Source organism: Pseudomonas sp. SDO55104_S430 (genome assembly GCF_054070595.1).
Map to the genome: position 1 here is coordinate 1 of NZ_JBSVXG010000121.1, position 18236 is coordinate 18236.

The 18236-nt window shown below is 60.6% G+C and carries 18 protein-coding genes; 10 read left to right on the forward strand and 8 right to left on the reverse strand.

What is annotated here, in order from left to right; all coding sequences use genetic code 11:
- Positions 1-52: 52 nt before the first annotated feature.
- From ACW9JE_RS19665 to ACW9JE_RS19680, 4 genes are read right to left on the reverse strand one after another with little or no spacing between them, the layout of a single operon-like run.
- A complete protein-coding gene (locus tag ACW9JE_RS19665; protein WP_457433675.1) occupies positions 53-1087 on the reverse strand; it encodes an AbrB family transcriptional regulator in 1035 nt (344 codons plus the stop codon).
- Positions 1080-2594, reverse strand: a complete 1515-nt coding sequence (locus tag ACW9JE_RS19670) for a tripartite tricarboxylate transporter permease (protein WP_457433676.1) — start codon at positions 2592-2594, stop codon at positions 1080-1082. Before ACW9JE_RS19670 ends, ACW9JE_RS19665 begins: the two co-directional genes overlap by 8 nt.
- Before the next feature lies 1 nt (position 2595).
- Entirely contained in the window at positions 2596-3054 is a 459-nt protein-coding gene (locus ACW9JE_RS19675) for a tripartite tricarboxylate transporter TctB family protein (RefSeq protein WP_457433677.1), read from the reverse strand.
- Positions 3055-3113: 59 nt separating this feature from the next.
- Positions 3114-4091: a Bug family tripartite tricarboxylate transporter substrate binding protein gene (locus tag ACW9JE_RS19680; protein WP_175376194.1), complete on the reverse strand. Its 978-nt coding sequence runs from the start codon at positions 4089-4091 to the stop codon at positions 3114-3116.
- A gap of 417 nt (positions 4092-4508) precedes the next feature.
- Between ACW9JE_RS19680 and ACW9JE_RS19685 the strand changes: the two genes are divergently transcribed.
- Positions 4509-5180: a response regulator gene (locus tag ACW9JE_RS19685; RefSeq protein WP_175376192.1), complete on the forward strand. Its 672-nt coding sequence runs from the start codon at positions 4509-4511 to the stop codon at positions 5178-5180.
- On the forward strand, positions 5173-6561 hold the full coding sequence (locus tag ACW9JE_RS19690; protein WP_175376191.1) for a sensor histidine kinase: 1389 nt from the start codon (positions 5173-5175) through the stop codon (positions 6559-6561). The genes ACW9JE_RS19685 and ACW9JE_RS19690 overlap by 8 nt, the downstream gene beginning before the upstream one ends.
- A 115-nt stretch (positions 6562-6676) precedes the next feature.
- On the opposite strand, the gene ACW9JE_RS19695 is transcribed toward ACW9JE_RS19690, so the two are convergent.
- Entirely contained in the window at positions 6677-7498 is an 822-nt protein-coding gene (locus tag ACW9JE_RS19695; protein WP_224541067.1) for an HDOD domain-containing protein, read from the reverse strand.
- 48 nt (positions 7499-7546) lie between these two features.
- Positions 7547-8488, reverse strand: a complete 942-nt coding sequence (gene ygfZ, locus ACW9JE_RS19700) for a CAF17-like 4Fe-4S cluster assembly/insertion protein YgfZ (protein ID WP_457433678.1) — start codon at positions 8486-8488, stop codon at positions 7547-7549.
- Between the two features lie 150 nt (positions 8489-8638).
- Here ygfZ and ACW9JE_RS19705 point away from each other — a divergent pair, with 150 nt between their 5' ends.
- Both ACW9JE_RS19705 and ACW9JE_RS19710 read left to right on the forward strand, forming a co-directional pair.
- Complete coding sequence (locus ACW9JE_RS19705) at positions 8639-8893, forward strand: FAD assembly factor SdhE (protein WP_007898624.1); 255 nt, start codon at positions 8639-8641, stop codon at positions 8891-8893.
- Positions 8877-9329, forward strand: a complete 453-nt coding sequence (locus ACW9JE_RS19710; protein ID WP_457433679.1) for a protein YgfX — start codon at positions 8877-8879, stop codon at positions 9327-9329. The genes ACW9JE_RS19705 and ACW9JE_RS19710 overlap by 17 nt, the downstream gene beginning before the upstream one ends.
- Here the strand turns inward: ACW9JE_RS19710 and nadB are convergent.
- On the reverse strand, positions 9298-10914 hold the full coding sequence (nadB, locus tag ACW9JE_RS19715) for an L-aspartate oxidase (RefSeq protein ID WP_457433680.1): 1617 nt from the start codon (positions 10912-10914) through the stop codon (positions 9298-9300). The genes ACW9JE_RS19710 and nadB overlap by 32 nt on opposite strands.
- 555 nt (positions 10915-11469) lie before the next feature.
- On the opposite strand from nadB, the gene rpoE reads away from it, so the two are divergent.
- From rpoE to ACW9JE_RS19735, 4 genes are all read left to right on the forward strand, one after another.
- Positions 11470-12051: an RNA polymerase sigma factor RpoE gene (gene rpoE, locus ACW9JE_RS19720; protein WP_003172477.1), complete on the forward strand. Its 582-nt coding sequence runs from the start codon at positions 11470-11472 to the stop codon at positions 12049-12051.
- A gap of 31 nt (positions 12052-12082) precedes the next feature.
- Entirely contained in the window at positions 12083-12670 is a 588-nt protein-coding gene (locus ACW9JE_RS19725) for a sigma-E factor negative regulatory protein (protein WP_224541074.1), read from the forward strand.
- Between the two features lie 8 nt (positions 12671-12678).
- Complete coding sequence (locus ACW9JE_RS19730) at positions 12679-13638, forward strand: MucB/RseB C-terminal domain-containing protein (protein ID WP_457433681.1); 960 nt, start codon at positions 12679-12681, stop codon at positions 13636-13638.
- A 178-nt stretch (positions 13639-13816) separates the two neighbouring features.
- Positions 13817-15244 carry a DegQ family serine endoprotease gene (locus ACW9JE_RS19735; RefSeq protein WP_224541078.1) on the forward strand — a complete coding sequence of 476 codons (1428 nt, stop codon included), beginning with the start codon at positions 13817-13819 and terminating at the stop codon, positions 15242-15244.
- Between the two features lie 78 nt (positions 15245-15322).
- On the opposite strand, the gene ACW9JE_RS19740 is transcribed toward ACW9JE_RS19735, so the two are convergent.
- Positions 15323-16756, reverse strand: coding sequence for a M48 family metalloprotease (locus ACW9JE_RS19740; RefSeq protein ID WP_224541080.1), 1434 nt, complete (start codon positions 16754-16756; stop codon positions 15323-15325).
- 98 nt (positions 16757-16854) lie between these two features.
- On the opposite strand from ACW9JE_RS19740, the gene ACW9JE_RS19745 reads away from it, so the two are divergent.
- Entirely contained in the window at positions 16855-17094 is a 240-nt protein-coding gene (locus tag ACW9JE_RS19745; protein ID WP_175376181.1) for a sulfurtransferase TusA family protein, read from the forward strand.
- A gap of 31 nt (positions 17095-17125) precedes the next feature.
- Entirely contained in the window at positions 17126-18196 is a 1071-nt protein-coding gene (locus ACW9JE_RS19750) for an AI-2E family transporter (RefSeq protein ID WP_224541082.1), read from the forward strand.
- The last annotated feature ends 40 nt before the right edge of the window (positions 18197-18236 follow it).

An 18236-nucleotide genomic window follows, 5' to 3' on the forward strand; every position in this document is an offset into this window, starting at 1 on the left:
GCAGTACGGTCTGTAGGAGCGAGGCTTGCCCGCGAATGAGGCGACCCGGTCTTCAGTCCGGATTCCGGTTCCAATACTTGAACAACGGCTCCGCCAGAAACAGCACAAACAACAACCGCATCACCTGCATCGCCGTCACCAGCGGCACCGACAGCTGCAACGTCTCCGCCGTCAGGCTCATCTCCGCAATCCCGCCGGGCATCATGCCCAACGTCAGCGAACGCAAATCCAGATGGGTGAGGGCACTCAAGCCCAGCGCCGCGCCGGTGGCAATCAACATGGTCAACACCGTGCCGACCAAAGTCCGCCCCATGAACGAAGGCGCGCGACGGAAAAACTGCCGGTTGAAGTGACAACCCAAACCGCTACCGATCAACCACTGACCGATCTGGCTGCCACCGTTAGGCAAACCGATGTGCAAATCCCAACCAATGCTCACAGCGGCACTGACCAGCAACGGTCCGAACAGCCAGGGATTGGGTTGCCGCAGACGCTCCCAGATCCAGGCCGCCAATGCGCCCGCAGGAAACAGCACCGCCAGCCAGCGCCAGTCGATGCTGCCCGCGTGAGAGATCGGCGTGCCATCGCCCAGCAGGTATTTGAACGCCGCCGGCACACAAAGCACCACCACCAGCACCCGCAGGCTCTGGCCCGCCGCCACGCGGCTGAGCACCGCGCCGTTGCGCGCGCCCAGATTGACCATCTCACCGGAACCGCCGGGCATGCTGGAGAAAAACGCGGTGGCGCGATCCTCACCGGTGCGCCGCATCAGCCAGACCCCGACCACCGCGGACAGACTGGTGACCAACGCACCGAAGAAGATCAGGCCGAAATGACTCAGCACCTGCTCCATCACCACAGGGGTGAAGTGCAGGCCGATGCCGATACCGACGATCCACTGGCCGCACTTGCGCCCGCCAGGGATTTCCGCCAATTGCCAGGGAGTCAGGCAACGCACCAGGATGATCGCCAGCAACGAGCCGACCATCCACGGCAGCGGCCAGCCGACCTGGCTGGCGAGGTAACCGCCCAGCAGGCCGACCAGTGGTGTGCCCCACCAGGCTTTGAAGGGTGTTCGATCAGACATCGGCAACCGCGCGACGAGCCACCGAACGTTTGCGCCAGATCCGCAGCAGCGGCAGCGACAGCATCAACACGGTCAGCACCCACACACCCATGGTGATCGGGCTCGACCAGAGGATCTCCAGCGCACCGTTGGAAATCGACAGGGCGCGACGCAGGTTCTGCTCCATCAGACCGCCGAGGATGAAGCCCAGCAGCACTGGCGACAGCGGGAAGTCCAGCTTGCGCAGGATGTAGCCGAAGATGCCGATGCCGACCATCAGGAACAGGTCGAACGTGGTGGCATGCACCGCGTAGACGCCGATCCCGGTAATGATGGCGATCACCGGTACCAGTGCCCAGTTCGGCACGGCGAGGATGCGGGTGAAGACGCGGATCATCGGGATGTTGAGGATCACCAGCATGATGTTGGCGATGAACAACGAAGCGATCAGGCCCCAGACGATGTCCGGTTGCTGTTGGAACAGCAGCGGACCCGGGGTGATGTTGTACAGCGACAGCGCGCCGATCATCACCGCCGTGGTGCCCGAGCCTGGAACGCCGAGAGTCAGCATCGGCACCAGCGCGCCGCAGGCCGAAGCGCCGATGGCGGTTTCAGGTGCCGCGAGACCGCGCATGTCGCCTTGGCCGAAAGTACCCTTGGCGCCGGCGATGCGTTTTTCGGTCATGTAGGCCACGGCGCTGGCCAGCGTCGCGCCCGCACCCGGCAACACGCCCATGATGAAACCGAACAGACCGCAACGCAGGTTCACGATGAACACTGCCGACGCTTCCTTGAAGTTGAACATCATGCGCCCGGTGGCTTTCACCGCTTCCTGGCCGCGATGGGTTTTTTCCAGCAACAACAGGATCTCGCTGATGGAGAACAGGCCCAGTACCAGTACCACGAACTGAATGCCGTCGGTGAGGTGGATGTTGTCACCGGTGAAGCGGTACACGCCGCTGTTGGCGTCGATGCCGACCGTCGACAGGAACAGGCCGATCAGTGCCGCGATGAAGGTCTTCAGTGGTCGATCACCGGCCATGCCGCCCAGGCAGACAATCGCGAACACCATCAACACGAAGTATTCCGCCGGCCCGAAGGCGATTGCCCATTTCGCCAGCAGCGGTGCGAACAGCACCATGCCGCAAGTGGCGATAAACGCACCAATGAACGAACTCCAGGCCGACAGCGACAACGCCACGCCAGCCAGGCCTTTGCGGGCCATCGGGTAGCCGTCGAGGGTGGTCATCACGGTGGAAGCTTCGCCGGGAATGTTCAGCAGGATCGAGCTGATCCGGCCGCCGTACTCGCAACCCAGGTACACCGCCGCCAGCAGGATCAGCGCCGATTCCGGTGGCAGGCCGAGAGCGAATGCGATGGGGATCAGCAGCGCCACGCCGTTGATCGGGCCCAGGCCCGGCAGCAGGCCGACAACGGTGCCGATCAGGGTGCCGGTCAGCGCCGTCACCAGATTGTAAGGGCTCAGCGCGACGCCGAAACCCTGTCCCAAATAACCAAGCGTATCCATATCAGTTCTCCAGAACGTCGAGCAGGCCCAGGGGTAGCGGCACGTCCATCAACTTGTCGAACAGCAGGTAGAGACCCACCGCCATCAGCGTGGTGACCACGATGCTGGGCAGCCAGCGACCGCCATACAGGCGCGCCATCGGGATGCCGATCAGGATGCTGCTGAGGATGAAACCCAGAGGTTCGAACAGCCCGGCGAAGATCAGCAGCAGCACGACGCAGATGCCAATCTTGTTCAGGGTTTCACGGTCCAGTATCGGGTCGTCTTCACTGTGCACGATGGGTGTCGGGCGAAACGCCATGTACAGCAATGCGCAACCCATCAGTGCGAGCATCAGCAACGGAAAGGCCCGGGGACCCACTGGTTCGTAGGAATATTCGGCCTGATACGGCCACGCCATCAGCGCCAGGCCCAGACAGACCAGCAGCAACACCGAGGCAAAAATACGTTGTAAGAGCATGACAAACTCCTGTGCCACGGCCCCGCGTTGACGGGACCGTGTTCGCTAGAGAGAGGCGATCACTGAATCAGGCCGAACTCTTTGGCCAGCACTTTGTAGTCCGCGACTTGCTTCTTCACGTAGGTGTCCAGTTCCGGGCCGGTCATGGCGAAAGGGAACAGTTCACGCTGGTCGCGCAGCTTGGCGAACTCAGGCGAAGCCAGCAGTTTGTCGAAGGAGTCTTTCCACCAGGCGTAGTCTTCGTCGCTGACTTTTGGCCCGAGGTAGAAGCCGCGCACCACCGGCCAGACGATGTCGTAGCCCTGCTCGCGAGCGGTCGGGATGTCCTTCATTTCCGGCTCGTCCAGACGCTTGTCGGAGAACACCGCCAGCAGGCGCATGTCGCCGCTCTGGATGTGCGGCATGGAGTCGGAGATGTCGGTGCTGCCGACCTGGATGTGGCCGCCGAGCAGAGCAGTGGCGATTTCACCGCCGCCTTCGAGGGCGACGTAACGCAGGTCGCGCGGGTTGATGCCGGCGGCCTTGGCGATCAGCGCGGTCTGCATCCAGTCCTGGCTGCCGACGGTGCCGCCGGAACCGATTACTACCTTGCTCGGATCTTTCTTCAGCGCCTGTACCAGATCGTCCAGGGTCTTGTAGGGCGAATCGCTCTTCACCGCGATGGCGCCGTAGCTGGTGCCGACGGCGGCGAGCCAACGCACATTGTTTTCATCGAAACGACCAAACTTGCCTTGGGCCAGGTTCAACAGCGAACCGCTGGACCAGGCAACCAGTGTGCCCGCATCCGCCGGGCGCTGGGCGACGACCGCGTTGTAGGCCACTGCGCCGACACCGCCGGGCATGTAGGTCACGCGCATCGGTTTGGTCAGCAGCTTTTCATTGACCAGTGCGCTCTGCGCCAGTTTGCAGGTCAGGTCGAAGCCGCCGCCGGGCGAGGCGGGCGCGATGCATTCCGGGCGTTTGGGCTCGGCCATCAGTTGGCCGGCGAACAGCACACAGCTGGCGGCGAGGGCGAAACGGCGCAGTGAACGATTCATTATTGTCTCCATGGGAGTTGTTGTTTTTCGGGATGATTCAGGTGCGACGATTTCGCAAGATGCCTTCGCGTTGATATCCGCCAGAGCGGAACCGCAGGCAGCCGGATTCGGCGCGGGCAAGCGTGAACAGGGGGAAACGCGGGGGAGGGCATAACGCTGGCTGGGCAGCATGGTGCAGTACCTCGGCTTATTGTTCTTATTGGCGAAAACGCTTCGTGGCGTTTTTCGGGGCGCTACATTCAAAACACGGCATGGAATGGTCAGCTTGAAACATTCCGTAACTCGACTCTAACCAGCGAACCTTTCGCTAACCTTTCATCAGGCTTTCAAGGTTTTTCGGGCTTCACAGCAGCGGACGTCGCTGTAAACTCCGCGCCAAAGAATGGCGTCGACCATCCCTGAACGAGGTAAAAATCCATGCGTGTTCTGCTCGTCGAAGACCATCTGCAGCTTGCCGAAAGCGTCGCCCAGGCGCTCAAGAGCACGGGTCTGACCGTGGATGTGCTGCACGATGGCGTGGCCGCCGACCTGGCGCTGGGTAGTGAGGATTACGCCATGGCGATTCTCGATGTCGGCCTGCCGCGCATGGATGGTTTTGAAGTGCTGGCGCGCTTGCGCAGTCGTGGCAAGAACCTGCCGGTGCTGATGCTGACCGCACGCAGCGACGTCAAGGACCGGGTCCACGGCCTCAATCTAGGCGCCGACGATTACCTGGCCAAACCTTTCGAACTCACGGAACTCGAAGCCCGGGTCAAGGCCCTGTTGCGCCGTAGTGTGTTGGGTGGCGAGCGGGTACAGCGTTGCGGTGTGTTGGCGTATGACCTTGATACACGTCGCTTCACCCTGGCTGAGGAACTGCTGACCCTGACGTCCCGCGAACAGGCGGTGCTCGAAGCACTGATCGCCCGTCCCGGTCGGGTGATGAGCAAGGAGCAACTGGCTTCTCAGGTCTTCGGACTGGACGAGGAAGCCAGCCCCGACGCCATCGAAATCTACGTGCACCGCCTGCGCAAGAAACTCGACGGGCAACCGGTGGCCATCGTGACCTTCCGGGGCCTGGGTTACCTGCTGGAAAGCCGCGATGCATAAGCCCAGCAGCCTGCGCTGGCGCCTGCTGTGGAACCTGGCGCTGTTGCTGGTGGTGTTGATGCTGGCCAGCGGCTTGAGTGCTTACTGGAACGGTCGCGAGGCGGCGGACACCGCCTATGACCGGACCCTGCTCGCGTCGGCGCGGACCATTGCCGCAGGCGTCACCCAGCGCGATGGCACACTCAGCGCCGACGTGCCTTACGTGGCCCTCGACACCTTCGCCTACGACAGCGCGGGTCGGATTTTCTATCTGGTCAACGACATCAATCAGAAACTGATTTCCGGTTACGAAAACCTGCCGCCACCACCACCCGGCACGCCGCGCACCGATGACTATCCAGCGCTGGCGCGTTTCTACAACGCGACCTATCAAGGCCAGAACGTTCGCGTTGTCAGCCTGCTCAAGCCCGTCAGCGAGCCGAACATGAACGGCATGGCGGAAATCCGCGTGGCCGAAACCGACGAAGCCCGGGTCAGCATGGCCCGCAGTTTGGCGGCGGACACTTTGCTGCGTCTGGGCATGCTCGCGGTGGGGGCTCTGATGATTGTCTGGTTTGCGGTCAGTGCCGCGCTGCGTCCGCTGGAGCGCCTGCGCACGGCGGTGGAAGAGCGGCAGCCGGATGATTTGCGGCCCTTGCCGCTGGTGGAAGTTCAGCATGAACTGTGGCCATTGGTGAGCGCACTCAATCACTTCACCGAGCGCCTGCGCGGGCAGTTCGAGCGGCAGGCGCAGTTCATCGCCGATGCCGCCCACGAATTGCGTACCCCATTGGCGGCGCTCAAGGCGCGATTGGAACTGGGCCTGCGTTCGAGCGAGCCGCAGATCTGGCGCGACACGCTGGAAACAGCGGCTTCGGGCACCGATCGCCTGACTCATCTGGCCAATCAATTGCTTTCGCTGGCGCGGGTCGAAAATGGCGCGCGGGCGATTGCCGAGGGCGGCGCGCAGTTGCTGGATCTGAGCCAGTTGGCGCGGGATCTGGGCATGGCCATGGCGCCGCTCGCTTACAAACGTGGCGTGGCACTGGCGCTGGAAGCCGATGAACCGGTCTGGCTGCGGGGCGAGCCGACCTTGTTGAACGAGCTGTTGAGCAATCTGGTGGATAACGCCCTGGCCCACACGCCACCGGGCGGCAACGTGATTCTGCGGGTGTCTGCGCCGGCAGTGCTGGAGGTCGAGGACGACGGACCGGGCATTCCCCTCGATGAGCGGGATCGGGTGTTCGAACGGTTTTATCGACGCAATCAGCAGGTGGCCGGATCAGGTCTGGGCCTGGCGATTGTCGGTGAAATCTGCCGCGCGCATCTGGCGCAGATCAGTCTGCATGATGGAGAGCAGGCGGGGTTGAAGGTACGGGTGAGTTTTGTGCCTGGCGAGTGATTCAACAATCTTGTAGGAGCGAGGCTTGCCCGCGAAGGCGTTTAACCAGCCGCCATCGATGGTGACTGGCATGCCGTCTTCGCGGGCAAGCCTCGCTCCTACAGGTATCTTGCGATCAATAGAACATCGAGCGGTTTTCTTCCAGATCCGCACACATCACCTTGTTGTCCGGGTCGATCCCCAGTTTGTTGAAGGCCGGCACGCTGAAGGGGTCGATGCGTGAAATCGGGTGATCGGTGTCCTTGTGGCAATACAGACTGGCCACTTGCACCAGGTCGACGTAATCAACCTGCGCCGATTCGCGCTTGAAGTTCAGATACAGCTGCGGCACTTGCACCAGAACGTCCGGAAACTCCCAGACCCTGAGCAGTTTATCCCCAAGCAACGGATGAATCTGGTCGATCACATGGTTGAGGCTGACCGGGTCGGACAGCAGTTCATAGTGATCTTCGGCGTAGGTCAGGATCGGCAGCACACCGATCTGATGCACCAGCCCGCCCAGCGCTGCCTGATCGGGCTTGAGCTGGGTGTAGCTGCGACACAGCGCGTAACTGACACCGGCGATTTCCAGGCTTCGGCGCCAGACATCGCGCATCTTCTGTTCCACCACCTCGGAGCGGGCATGGAAGATCTGCTCCATGACCAGGCCGATGGCCAGGTTGCTGCTGTAGTTGATGCCCAGGCGGGTGATCGCCGTGTGCAGGTCGGTGACTTCCTGGGTTGCGCGCAGCAGAGGGCTGTTGACCACCTTGATCAGCCGCGCGGACAGCGCCGCATCGCGGCCGATCACTTTGCTCAGGTCGCTGATCCCGATGTCCGGGTCTTCGGCGGCCTTGCGAATCTGTAACGCCACCTCCGGCAAAGTTGGCAGAACCAGGTCATCGTTATCGATGGCCTCAACCAAATCCCTTTGGACCTTTTCCGCCAGCTCGCTCATTTCGTTTCTCTAGGTGTCGCCAAAAGGTGTCGCTGAAAAGTGCCGTGTTTAGCGCTGGATTTCGCGGTCGCGGTCGAGTTCGTAAGGCAGGTCGAGCAACTGCAGGGCCGGGCCATCGAGTGCACCGACGTGCAGGTCACCGGCTTCGGCGGCTTCGGCTTGCAGCACCGCCAGCAGTTCGATGTTCTGTTCTGCACGGGCAGCCAGCACAACTTCGCCGATGGAGCTTGAATGAGCAGGGGAAAACAGTTGGGTACCGGGCTCAGGTAGTTTGCCGGCGTCCAGTTGCACGCGATACAGGCGGCGCTTGAGTTTGCCCAGGTACTGCATACGCGCGACGATTTCCTGGCCGGTGTAGCAGCCTTTCTTGAAACTCACGCCGCCAACCGCCTGCAGGTTGAGCATCTGCGGAATGAACAACTCGCGGGTGCCTGGCATCACTTGGCCGATACCTGCGCGGATCTGGCCCAGCAGCCATTGATTCAGATCACCTTCGGCCAGCAGGGCGCCGAGTTTGCCCTTGATGACGTCGGCCTGGTCGGCGGCGGCCCAGAGTTCTGCGCGATCAGGGGATACGCGAATGGTGATCAGCCCGTCGTTGCGCGCGACACTGTCGGTGTCTGCCGGCAGCTCAAGGCCCAGGCTGGTCAGCGCGGCATCGCCATGGTCGACGCCGAAGCGGACCCAGGCGGCGCTTTCGTCGGTCAGCTTGGACTTGGAGAACACCGCGTACTTTTTCAGGTCCGCCAGTTGCGGTTCGAGCAGCTCGCTGGCCAGGGCCAACAGCACGCCGTCACCTTCGAGCAGAATGCGGAAACTCGACTGCATCCGGCCTTTCTGCGTGCAGCGCGCGCCGAGGCTGGCTTGGGAGTCGCTGAGGTAGTTGAGGTTGCAGGTCAGTTGACCTTGCAGGAACTTGGCGGCGTCCGCACCGCGGACCGCCAGAACACCTTCATGAGACAGCGTGCAGAAAAAAGCAGAATCGGCCATGGGTCATCGCAGGGTAAAGAGTCTGGCGGACATGATAAGGGGGCGCCCTTGAAATGGGTAGTTCACAAAGGATCGTCGGTGCCCGACCAAAGCCGACTGTTCGATCAGGTCTGGGGCTGTATACTTGCGGCCCTATTTGAGGAGCGCTCCATGGTCGAAGATGTTGAACTGAATCGCCTCTACTGGCACAGCCGCCGCGGCATGCTTGAGCTTGACGTGTTGCTGGTGCCGTTCGTGAAAGAGGTTTACCCGCACCTCAACGAGGTTGATCGCGCCTGCTACGTCAGGTTGCTCGAATGCGAAGATCAGGACATGTTCGGCTGGTTCATGGAACGCGCCGAGTCGGAAGATCCGGAGCTTCAGCGCATGGTTCGCATGATTCTGGATCGTGTCCAGCCCAAGTAATTCGCTCGAATGCCGCTGGCATGCCTCACGGCAGTTGCTGGCGGCATATCTGTTGGCCCAGCTGTTCGCGCTGGGTTCGCTTTATCTTCTCTCCCTTCCAATCTGGGCCAGCCTGCTCGGCGCTGTTTGCTGCCTTGCGCACGGCGCCCGGGCATTGCCACGTCAAATTCTGTTGACTCATCCCGAGGCGTTTCGCGGCTTGCGGCGCGATGCCGACGGCTGGCAATTGTGGAATCGGTTGAAGGGCTGGCAGCCGGTGCAGCTGAGGCCGGACAGCCTGGCGCTGCCGTTGATCGTGGTGCTGCGTTTCCGTTTGCGCGGTGAGCGGCGAGTCAGGGCCATTTGCGTGCCCCGGGATTCGCAGGCGGCGGACTTGCACCGTCGCCTGCGGGTCCGTCTCAAGTTCAGTCGGCGTAGGTGGGCGGCACCAGAATAGTGTCCAGGGCCACCGGCAGCATGTTCGGATAGTCGAGGGTGTAATGCAGGCCACGGCTTTCCTTGCGTTCCATGGCTGACAAGATCATCAGTTCCGCCACCTGCGCCAGGTTGCGCAGCTCGATCAAATCGCGGCTGACCTTGTAGTTACTGTAGAACTCGTCGATCTCGTCGAGCAGCAGGCGCACCCGATGCTGAGCCCGCTGCAGGCGCTTGTTGGTGCGCACGATGCCGACGTAGTCCCACATGAACCGCCGCAATTCGTCCCAGTTGTGCGCAATGATCACGTCCTCATCGGAGTCGGTGACCTGGCTCGCATCCCAGACGGGGAGGGCGGTGGGCGCTGCGACCTGGGGCAATTGCTCAAGGATGTCGGCTGCGGCAGAACGTGCGTAGACAAAACACTCCAGCAGCGAGTTGCTGGCCATGCGATTGGCGCCGTGCAGGCCGGTGAAGCTGGTTTCGCCGATGGCGTAGAGGCCCGGTACATCGGTGCGACCGTGCTGGTCGACCATGACGCCGCCGCAGGTGTAGTGCGCCGCCGGTACCACCGGGATCGGCTGTTTGGTGATGTCGATAGAGAATTCGAGGCAGCGCTCGTACACCGTCGGGAAGTGCGTCTTGATGAAGTCTTCGGACTCGTGGCTGATGTCCAGGTAAACGCAATCGACGCCCAGACGCTTCATTTCATGGTCGATGGCCCGGGCGACGATGTCCCGCGGCGCGAGTTCCGCCCGAGGGTCGAAACGATGCATGAAGCGTTCGCCGTTCGGCAGCTTCAGGTGGGCGCCTTCGCCACGCAGGGCTTCGGTAATGAGGAAGCTCTTGGCTTGCGGGTGGTACAGGCAGGTAGGGTGGAACTGGTTGAATTCCAGGTTCGCCACCCGGCAGCCCGAACGCCAGGCCATGGCGATGCCGTCGCCACAGGCACCATCGGGGTTGCTGGTATAGAGGTAGACCTTGGCCGCGCCGCCGGAGGCGAGGATCACGAAACGCGCGCCGTAGGTGTCGACTTCGCCGGTGCTGCGATTGAGGACATAAGCGCCCAGGCAGCGGTCGCCTTCAAGACCAAGGCGTTTTTCGGTGATCAGGTCGACTGCCACCCGCTGTTCCAACAGCTCGATGTTCGAGCGCTGTTTGGCCTGGGTCAGCAGGGTTCTGAAAATGGCCGCGCCTGTGGCATCGGCGGCGTGGATGATGCGGCGATGACTGTGGCCGCCTTCGCGGGTCAGGTGGAATTCGAATCCGCCGTCCTCGCTGCTGAACTGTTCATCGCGGGTGAACGGCACGCCCTGGTCGATCAGCCATTGAATCGCTTCCTTACTGTGCTCGACGGTAAAGCGCACGGCGTCTTCGTGGCACAGGCCGCCGCCGGCATTGAGGGTGTCATCGACGTGGGATTCAACGGTGTCGGTGTCGTCCAGCACTGCCGCAACGCCGCCCTGGGCCCAGAAGGTCGAACCGTTGGCGAGGTCGCCCTTGCTCAATACGGCAATGCGCAAATGACCGGGCAAGGTCAGCGCAAGGCTCAAGCCGGCAGCACCGCTGCCAATTACCAGAACATCGTGTTGAAACTGTTGGCTCATTTCAGGATTCCGCTCAAGGCGACCCGGCAAAGGGGAAGCGCTGGACAACTGGACAGGCGAGTCAGGTTTGCGCACAGCCCACTAGTATATAGAGGGGTGGGGCGGCACAATAGCCGAGCACATATGGCATTGTGAAACTACTGTGACGAGAAAAACCTGACGCTTCGTCGGATGTTTTTTTCGCTGACTTGCCTGCTTGAGGACTGTATCGGGGATTTAACAGTCTTTTTCCATTCACAGTTGCACAATGTTGATGTCACACAGCTATAAATGTGTGGAACTTTTGCCAAAGGCCCAAGATCAATAGGCGGTTGCCTGAATTTAGGGACAGGGTCGGAATCGTGGAGGATTGTGATTGGATCCTGCCGGTGAAACTGACAAGAAGATTATTCGCGCAGCCGGGATATCTCGTGCTGCGTTTTTCGTGCGTGCCGAATCAGAGCCCGCAGGAAACTTGCCTGGAGGGGGAGAACTTTTGCGAAAAGCCCGAGTCTATGTTTGCAAGCCCGGTCGTTTAGTTTTGCAAGCCTCCTCCGTGCTTATTGAGGAGTGTTCATGCTAACCCAGGAAGAGGATCAGCAACTGGTCGAACGCGTTCAGCGCGGCGACAAGCGTGCTTTCGATCTGCTAGTGCTGAAATATCAGCACAAAATTCTCGGGTTGATCGTGCGGTTCGTGCACGACACCCATGAAGCGCAGGATGTGGCGCAGGAAGCCTTTATCAAGGCGTATCGCGCACTTGGAAATTTTCGCGGCGACAGCGCGTTTTACACGTGGCTTTACCGCATCGCCATCAACACGGCGAAAAACTATCTGGTTTCACGCGGCCGCCGGCCGCCGGATAGCGATGTCAGTTCCGAAGATGCAGAGTTCTACGATGGCGATCATGGCCTCAAGGATCTCGAGTCGCCAGAACGGGCTTTGCTGCGGGATGAGATCGAAGGCACCGTTCATCGAACCATTCAGCAACTACCTGAAGATTTACGTACGGCTTTAACTTTGCGTGAATTCGATGGTCTGAGTTATGAGGACATTGCGAGCGTCATGCAATGTCCGGTGGGCACCGTGCGCTCCCGGATCTTCCGCGCCCGGGAGGCCATCGATAAAGCCCTGCAGCCGTTGTTGCAGGAAAACTAATGACAGCGGCGACAGCCAAGAGAGGAACGCCATGAGTCGTGAAGCCCTGCAGGAATCGCTGTCCGCAGTGATGGATAACGAAGCGGACGAATTGGAATTGCGTCGGGTGCTCAGCGCCTGCGACGATGTTGAAACCCGTGAAACCTGGGCTCGTTACCAGATTGCTCGTGCGGCGATGCACAAGGATCTTCTGCTGCCACGTCTGGATATTGCAGCGGCCGTTTCCGCAGCTCTGTCCGACGAAGCCGTACCGGCAAAAGCCACCCGTGGTCCATGGCGCAGCCTGGGTCGTCTGGCCGTTGCTGCATCGGTAACGGTTGCCGTACTGGCAGGTGTTCGTCTGTATAACCAGGACGAAATCGCCGGTGTGGAACTGGCTCAGCAATCGACCCAGCAGAACCTGGCCGCTCCACAAGTGAAGGGCCCGGCTGTTCTGGCAGGCTATAGTGAGAGTTCGGACGCTACCGGCCCAATGGCCAACGGCGTATTGCAAGGGCAGCCAGGCTGGCACGATCAGCGTCTTCCAGGCTACTTGCGCCAACACGCTCAACAGGCTGCACTGAAAGGTACCGAGAGCGCTCTGCCTTACGCGCGTGCAGCAAGCCTGGAAAACCGTTAAGGAGGATCATGCGCGCCATACCTCTACTTACGCTTCTGCTTGGTGGCTGGTTCGTTGTGCCAGCCCACGCCGATGAAGCTCAGGACTGGCTGACCCGTCTTGGCCAGGCCGAGCAACAGCAAAGCTTTCACGGTACTTTCGTCTACGAGCGCAACGGTAGTTTTTCTACCCATGACATCTGGCACCGCGTTCAGGATGGCAAGGTCCGCGAGCGATTGCTTCAGCTCGACGGGTCGGCGCAGGAGGTCGTACGCATTGATGGACGTACTCAATGCGTCAGCGGCACCCTGATTGCGGGACTTGGGGACTCTCCCAATTCCGCGGCTCGTGCACTCGATCCACAAAAGCTCAAGAACTGGTATGACCTTGCTGTCATCGGCAAGTCGCGCGTGGCCGGCCGTCCGGCGGTGATTGTGTCGCTGACGCCTCGTGATCAGCACCGCTACGGTTTCGAACTGCATCTGGACAAGGAAACCGGTTTGCCGCTCAAGTCATTGCTGCTCGATGACAAGGGGCGACTTCTGGAAAGGTTTCAGTTCACCCAGCTAGACACTTCCAGTGTTCCTTCCGACAGCGATCTGCAGCCGGGCTCCGATTGCAAAGCCGTCAATCTTGAAAGCGATAAGGCTTCCGCGGTCAAGACTGCGCAAACCTGGCGTTCAGACTGGTTGCCGCCTGGCTTCGAGCTGACCAGCAGCACGGCGCGCAAGGATCCGGAGACCAAAACCCAGATCAACAGCCTGATGTACGATGATGGCCTTGCGCGTTTTTCGGTGTTCCTGGAGCCATTGAATGGCGCCACGGTGACTGACACCCGCACTCAGCTTGGTCCAACTGTCGCCGTTTCCCGCCGCATGACCACGCCGCAAGGCGAAATGATGGTGACTGTGGTCGGGGAGATTCCGGTCGGTACTGCCGAGCGAATCGCGCTATCGATGCGAACCGACGCTGCCACCACCAAGCAGTGAGCTGAAATCGAAATGTTTCGTGAGCATTTCAGTTTGCAAATACCCCGAGAATTTTTTATAGGTCAGAGCCCCTCGGCTCTGGCCTTGTTTGTTGTTCCCGAAACAAAGATACCGGCGTATCTTTTCCCGGGTTCCTTGTTCCATATCGCTTAACCATGCTCGTCGTAACGGGAGCCGTATGTCGATACCACGCTTGAAAGCTTATCTCTCCATTTTTGCCACCGTGCTGGTGCTCGGTCAGGCAGTCTCCGCGCAAGCGGCCGATCTGCCCGACTTCACCCAGCTGGTCGAGCAAGCATCGCCCGCAGTCGTGAACATCAGTACCACGCAGAAACTGCCGGACCGCAAAGTGAACCAGCAGATGCCGGATCTCGAAGGCCTGCCGCCGATGCTGCGCGAGTTCTTCGAACGCGGCATGCCACCACAACAGCGTTCGCCTCGCGGTGATCGTCAGCGTGAGGCGCAATCCCTGGGTTCGGGTTTCATCATTTCGTCTGACGGTTACATCCTCACCAACAACCACGTGATCGCCGATGCCGATGAAATTCTGGTGCGTCTGGCTGACCGCAGCGAGATGAAAGCCAAACTGGTCGGCACCGATACCCGTTCCGACGTGGCGCTGCTGAAAATCGAAGGCAAGGACCTGCCGGTGCTGAAGCTGGGCAAATCCCAGGATCTGAAAGCCGGCCAGTGGGTCGTGGCGATCGGTTCGCCGTTCGGCTTTGACCACACGGTGACCCAAGGCATCGTCAGCGCCGTGGGCCGCAGCCTGCCAAACGAAAACTATGTGCCGTTCATTCAGACCGACGTGCCGATCAACCCGGGTAACTCCGGCGGCCCGCTGTTCAACCTCAATGGCGAAGTGGTCGGCATCAACTCGCAGATCTACACCCGTTCCGGCGGCTTCATGGGTGTGTCGTTCGCCATTCCAATCGACGTGGCCATGGACGTTTCCAACCAGCTGAAAACCGGTGGCAAAGTCAGCCGCGGCTGGCTGGGCGTGGTGATTCAGGAAGTGAACAAGGATCTTGCCGAGTCGTTTGGTCTGGATAAGCCGGCCGGTGCGCTGGTTGCACAGATCCAGGACGATGGTCCTGCTGCCAAGGGCGGCCTGCAGGTTGGCGACGTGATCCTGAGCATGAATGGTCAGCCGATCGTGATGTCCGCCGATCTGCCGCATCTGGTCGGCGCGCTGAAAGCTGGCGCCAAGGCCAATCTCGAAGTGATTCGTGACGGCAAGCGCAAGAACGTCGAACTGACCGTCGGCGACATTCCTGATGAAGACAAGGACCTCAGCGCCTTGCCGAAATCCGGTGCCGAGAGCAGCAGCAATCGCCTGGGTGTTTCGGTGGTCGAAATCACTGCCGAGCAGAAGAAAACCTACGACCTCAAGGGCGGTGTGGTGATCAAGGAAGTTCAGGATGGACCTGCCGCCATGATCGGCTTGCAGCCGGGTGACGTGATTACCCACCTGAACAACCAGGCGATCGAGTCCACCAAGCAGTTCGCGGAGATCGCCAAGGCGCTGCCGAAGAATCGTTCGGTGTCCATGCGCGTTCTGCGTCAGGGCCGCGCCAGCTTCATCACCTTCAAACTGGCTGAATAATCCGGTTGTCGGCTGAATGAAAAACCGCCTCGAAAGAGGCGGTTTTTTTATGTCCGGAACAAATGGTGTCCGAGGTCGTCAGCCCATCATGTCCTTGATCATGCGCTCCTGTTCCATCAGCTCACGCTGACGGGCATCGATGCGCGAAGACAGCGGGAAGTTGCTGCCAGCCTTGCGCTTGGCGAAGTCCAGTTGCTGGATGGCCTGACGGTAGTCGCCCACCAGGGCGAAGTACTCGGCGCGCGCCTGATGCAGGCCGATGATGTTGCCCGACAGCCCGCGAGTCTCGGCCACCTGGTACCAGACATCCGGATCGTCCGGACGGGACTTAAGCAGGCCTTCCAGCGCTTTCTCGGCATCGGCGGTGCGGTTCTGTTTCAGGAAAAGGTCGACGCGCACCTGGTTCAGCGGATAGTTGCCAGGGTACTGCGCGAGCATCCGGTCCATGCGCGATTGAGCGTCCGGCAGTCGATTGTTGGTGATGTCCAGGTCGATCTGCGCAAGGTTGTAGATGATCTCGTTGGGCGCCTTGGCGAGCAGCGGTTTGAGATTCTCCCGGGCTTCGTTCAGCTGGCCGCCCTTGATCTGGGCGATGGCCAGCCCGTAGCGCGCGACATCGTTCTTCGGATTTTCATCCAGCAGCGCGCGGAATCGCTTGGCGCCCAGGCCCGGGGTTTCCTCGTAGATAAGCTGGACTCGCGCACGGATCAATTGATAACGCAGCGTGTCCTCAATGCCGCCCTGGGGCGCCTGCTCGGCGCGGTTGCGGGTGTCGGCGATACGCGATTCGGTCACCGGGTGAGTCAGCAGGAATTCCGGTGGCTTGGCGTCGAAGCGATATTGGCGGCCCAGGCGTTCGAACATCGAGGGCATCGAGCGCGGGTCGTAGCCGGCTTTTTCCAGATTGAGAATACCGATGCGGTCGGCTTCCTGTTCGTTCTGCCTCGAGAAGCGCCGTTGTTCCTGAATGGCCGCTGCCTGCGTACCGGCAATGGCGGCGATACCTGCATCGCCTGCACCGGCGGCGGCAATCACGATCCCGGCCAGCAGCGCGGCCATCATCGGCACCTGCATGCGCTGTTGCGCTTCCACGCCTCGGGCAAAGTGACGTTGCGACAAGTGAGCCAATTCGTGAGCCATTACCGAGGCATATTCGCCTTCGGTCTGGGCGTTAAGGAACAGGCCGCCGTTGACCCCGACAATCCCGCCAGGAGCGGCGAAGGCGTTGAGTTGCGGGCTGTTGATCAGAATGAATTCAAAGCGCCGGTCATTGACCTGGCTGGCCTCGGCCAGGCGATACACGCTGGATTCGACATAGTCCTTGAGTTGCGGATCATTGAGCTGCGACACCTGGCTGCGCAACAGTGCCAGCCATGCGCGGCCCAACTGGTATTCCTGTTGCGGAGAGACGATGGCAGAACTGGCGTCGCCGAGTGACGGCAGATCGTCGGCGAAGCCCGGTGAGGCGAGCAGGCAAGCGAGCGTCAGCAGGGTAGGGCGCAAAAAAGTCATGCACAAAGCCTTAGTCGACAAAGACCTTACTGTAGCCGGACACCAGCCTTGCGACCAGATATTCTAGGCAGCTCAATCATCTGTACCGGAGTGTTGCAATGACCGACGCTGTAGCCCATGACGTTGAACTGGACGCCAGTGGCCTCAATTGCCCGTTGCCGTTACTCAAGGCGAAGATGGAACTCAACCGCATGGCCAGTGGCGCAGTGCTCAAGGTGATCGCCACGGATGCAGGCTCGCAGCGCGACTTTCGCACCTTTGCCCGATTGGCCGGTCATACGCTGCTTCGTGAAGAAGACGAATCAGGCGTTTACCGTTATTGGTTGAAGAAGGCCTGAAACCCGCGACGTTTGTTCTTAAGGATTATTGATGTTCAAAGTGTTACGCGACTGGATTCAGCGCTACTTCTCCGATGAAGAAGCTGTGGTTCTGGCAGTCCTCCTTTTTCTCGCATTCACCGCCGTCCTGACCCTGGGCGGCATGCTTGCGCCCGTGCTGGCCGGGATGGTGCTGGCGTATCTGATGCAGGGCCTGGTGCTGAGTCTGGAGCGTCTGCGCGTTCCGGGTGGAGTGGCGGTCGGGCTGGTCTTCGCGCTGTTCATGGGCGTGTTGCTGGTGTTCATCGTGGTCGTGGTGCCGCTGCTCTGGCATCAATTGATCACCTTGTTCAACGAACTGCCCGGCATGCTCGCCAAGTGGCAATCGCTTCTATTGCTGCTGCCGGAACGCTACCCGCATCTGGTGTCCGACGAACAGGTGCTGCAGGCCATTGATGTGGCGCGGGGCGAGATTGGCAAGTTCGGGCAGTGGGCGCTGACGTTCTCGCTGTCGAGCCTGCCGCTGTTGGTCAACATCATGATCTACCTGGTGCTGGTGCCGATCCTGGTGTTTTTCTTCCTCAAGGATCGGGTCATGATCGGTGAGTGGGTGCGCGGTTATCTGCCCCGGGAGCGCGCCTTGATCACCCGAGTTGCCCACGACATGAACAGGCAGATCGCCAACTACATTCGCGGCAAGGTGATCGAGATCTTCATCTGCGGCGGCGTGACCTACATCGCTTTCGTCATTCTGGAACTCAACTACGCGGCGCTGCTGGCGTTGCTGGTGGGTGTGTCGGTGGTGGTGCCCTACGTCGGAGCCGTGGTGGTGACCGTGCCGGTGCTGCTGATAGCGCTGTTCCAGTGGGGCTGGAGCGATCAGTTCATCTATCTGATGGCGGTCTACGGGATTATCCAGACACTGGACGGCAACGTGCTGGTGCCGTTGCTGTTCTCGGAAGCAGTCAATCTGCATCCGGTGGCGATTATCTGTGCGGTGCTTCTGTTTGGCGGGCTGTGGGGATTCTGGGGGGTATTCTTTGCGATTCCCCTGGCGACCCTGTTCAAGGCGGTGCTTGATGCGTGGCCGCGCAAGGAACCGATGGTGGCGCCGTTGCTTTGAGGGCCTCTTCGCGGGCAAGCCTCGCTCCTACAAAACCGTA

Coding starts and splice junctions, on each gene's coding strand:
- ACW9JE_RS19665 (WP_457433675.1), bottom strand. CDS start 1,087: ATGTCTGATCGAACACCCTTCAAAGCCTGGTGGGGCACACCACTGGTC.
- ACW9JE_RS19670 (WP_457433676.1), bottom strand. CDS start 2,594: ATGGATACGCTTGGTTATTTGGGACAGGGTTTCGGCGTCGCGCTGAGC.
- ACW9JE_RS19675 (WP_457433677.1), bottom strand. CDS start 3,054: ATGCTCTTACAACGTATTTTTGCCTCGGTGTTGCTGCTGGTCTGTCTG.
- ACW9JE_RS19680 (WP_175376194.1), bottom strand. CDS start 4,091: ATGAATCGTTCACTGCGCCGTTTCGCCCTCGCCGCCAGCTGTGTGCTG.
- ACW9JE_RS19685 (WP_175376192.1), top strand. CDS start 4,509: ATGCGTGTTCTGCTCGTCGAAGACCATCTGCAGCTTGCCGAAAGCGTC.
- ACW9JE_RS19690 (WP_175376191.1), top strand. CDS start 5,173: ATGCATAAGCCCAGCAGCCTGCGCTGGCGCCTGCTGTGGAACCTGGCG.
- ACW9JE_RS19695 (WP_224541067.1), bottom strand. CDS start 7,498: ATGAGCGAGCTGGCGGAAAAGGTCCAAAGGGATTTGGTTGAGGCCATC.
- ygfZ (WP_457433678.1), bottom strand. CDS start 8,488: ATGGCCGATTCTGCTTTTTTCTGCACGCTGTCTCATGAAGGTGTTCTG.
- ACW9JE_RS19705 (WP_007898624.1), top strand. CDS start 8,639: ATGGTCGAAGATGTTGAACTGAATCGCCTCTACTGGCACAGCCGCCGC.
- nadB (WP_457433680.1), bottom strand. CDS start 10,914: ATGAGCCAACAGTTTCAACACGATGTTCTGGTAATTGGCAGCGGTGCT.
- rpoE (WP_003172477.1), top strand. CDS start 11,470: ATGCTAACCCAGGAAGAGGATCAGCAACTGGTCGAACGCGTTCAGCGC.
- ACW9JE_RS19725 (WP_224541074.1), top strand. CDS start 12,083: ATGAGTCGTGAAGCCCTGCAGGAATCGCTGTCCGCAGTGATGGATAAC.
- ACW9JE_RS19730 (WP_457433681.1), top strand. CDS start 12,679: ATGCGCGCCATACCTCTACTTACGCTTCTGCTTGGTGGCTGGTTCGTT.
- ACW9JE_RS19735 (WP_224541078.1), top strand. CDS start 13,817: ATGTCGATACCACGCTTGAAAGCTTATCTCTCCATTTTTGCCACCGTG.
- ACW9JE_RS19740 (WP_224541080.1), bottom strand. CDS start 16,756: ATGACTTTTTTGCGCCCTACCCTGCTGACGCTCGCTTGCCTGCTCGCC.
- ACW9JE_RS19745 (WP_175376181.1), top strand. CDS start 16,855: ATGACCGACGCTGTAGCCCATGACGTTGAACTGGACGCCAGTGGCCTC.
- ACW9JE_RS19750 (WP_224541082.1), top strand. CDS start 17,126: ATGTTCAAAGTGTTACGCGACTGGATTCAGCGCTACTTCTCCGATGAA.